At 42.1% G+C, this 1,504-nt stretch carries 2 protein-coding genes; one reads left to right on the top strand and one right to left on the bottom strand.

Annotation, left to right across the window (positions count from 1 at the left end; translation table 11 throughout):
- The coding region (locus tag AAF462_11960; protein MEM7009837.1) for an AMP-binding protein at nucleotides 1-962 on the bottom strand (962 nt) is incomplete at its 3' end.
- Between the two features lie 191 nt (nucleotides 963-1,153).
- Here AAF462_11960 and AAF462_11955 point away from each other — a divergent pair.
- Nucleotides 1,154-1,504: hypothetical protein (locus AAF462_11955; GenBank protein ID MEM7009836.1), on the top strand; the 351-nt coding region annotated here is incomplete at its 3' end.

The following is a 1,504-nucleotide window of genomic DNA, read 5'->3' as shown; positions in this document are numbered from 1 at the left end:
GGATCAAGCTTTGCCCCGCCAGAGGTGAAAAAGCGAAACTGATCACCAAATGGCTGATGAATTTTACCAAAGAATAGCTTTCCGAGCCTTATATTGGACGATTTCCATCCAGTCTCAGATATCTTAAAGAGCGAGTTGAAGATAATTTTCTGACCAAATGACAGACGATTTACTCTGTTTTCAATTTCATTATATAAAAGCTCGAACAGTCTTGGCACACCCGGGAATATGGTGACGCCAGTTTCTTTAATGCTCGCGATAAGGTCTGTGCTCTTAATAGATTCAGAAAATGTTACCGTTGCCCCCGCCCAAAGCGGTGGGAAAAGTGCGACTATTGACGAGTAGCCATGATGGAGTGGCAAGATGTTTAGTATGTTGTCTTTAGGACCGACATCCACAGCCTTTAGTATTGCCTGGACATTGGTGAATACATTTGAATTGGATAGTTGAACACCTTTGGGGGTGCCGGTTGTTCCGGAAGTAAATAGTATTGCCAGAAGATCATCGGGGTCTACTTCGTAAGCGTTTAAACTCTCACTTGAGCCCGGCTCATTTACTATTTCTTCCATCGATATAATGCGAACATCAGATTCCTGCCCACTTAGCTCTTGTGTGAGCTCATCTATATGAACTTTGTCAGCTATTACAGCTTTTGCCTTTGAGAAATCAAGAAAGTTTAAAATGTCCTGTGCACTAAGAAGGGCATCAAGCGGAATTACAGTTCCGCCTAGAAAATTAATCCCAATATAAGAAATCACCCAGTTAGGTGAGTTGTCGCCATATACAGATATGTAGTCGCCCGGCTTATAGCCCATCTCCGCAAGCTTGGATTTAACACCTAGGGCCTTTTGATACAGATCACCGTAGGTAACTTTTTGATATTGCCCCTGGGCGTCTCTAATCTGAAGGGCTATTTTTTCAGGCTGCTTGTCTGCCCAATATTTAAGTTGTTTAGCCAGCATAGTAGTCTTCCAGACTTAAATTTATACAAACATTATAACTTTTATTGTCTAACTAAATAAGAGTCATAAACACCCGAATAAGTTTCACAGCAATAGCACTTTATGATAAGATTAAATTGTTAGGATTTAATTGGGCGGGGTAATTTCTTAAGAGTAGCGGCAGACAAAAACTTTATGTAAAGGAGGGTTTTATGCTTAGTAAAATCACAAAGGCGGTACTTTTGGTCATGTTCGTAGCAGGAGCAAATGGTTTTCTATCTGGTTGTGCTTCAATGGGCGGGTCTAATCCACCTCCGCCACCACCTGGAAAAATTGGCCAGATGTCCACGTTTGACATAAACATAGCTTCTGAGCAGGAGATATACACTGCGCTTCAAAGAGACGGAAGCGTTGCGATAAGCGGCGGAATATTGTTTGAATTTGATAGTGCAAAGGTAAATCCGGGCGCTCAGGCTATTGTTGCCAAAATAGCAGGAATGATGGCGCAGCATCCTACCTTGGAGCTTGCTGTAGTTGGATACACTGATAACACTGGTGATTTC

Source organism: Thermodesulfobacteriota bacterium, from assembly GCA_039028315.1.
In the GTDB taxonomy this organism is placed as follows: Bacteria; Desulfobacterota_D; UBA1144; order Nemesobacterales; family UBA2774; genus CR02bin9.
Note: the sequence above shows the minus strand (reverse complement) of the source record. Positions and strands in the feature narration are given on the sequence as shown.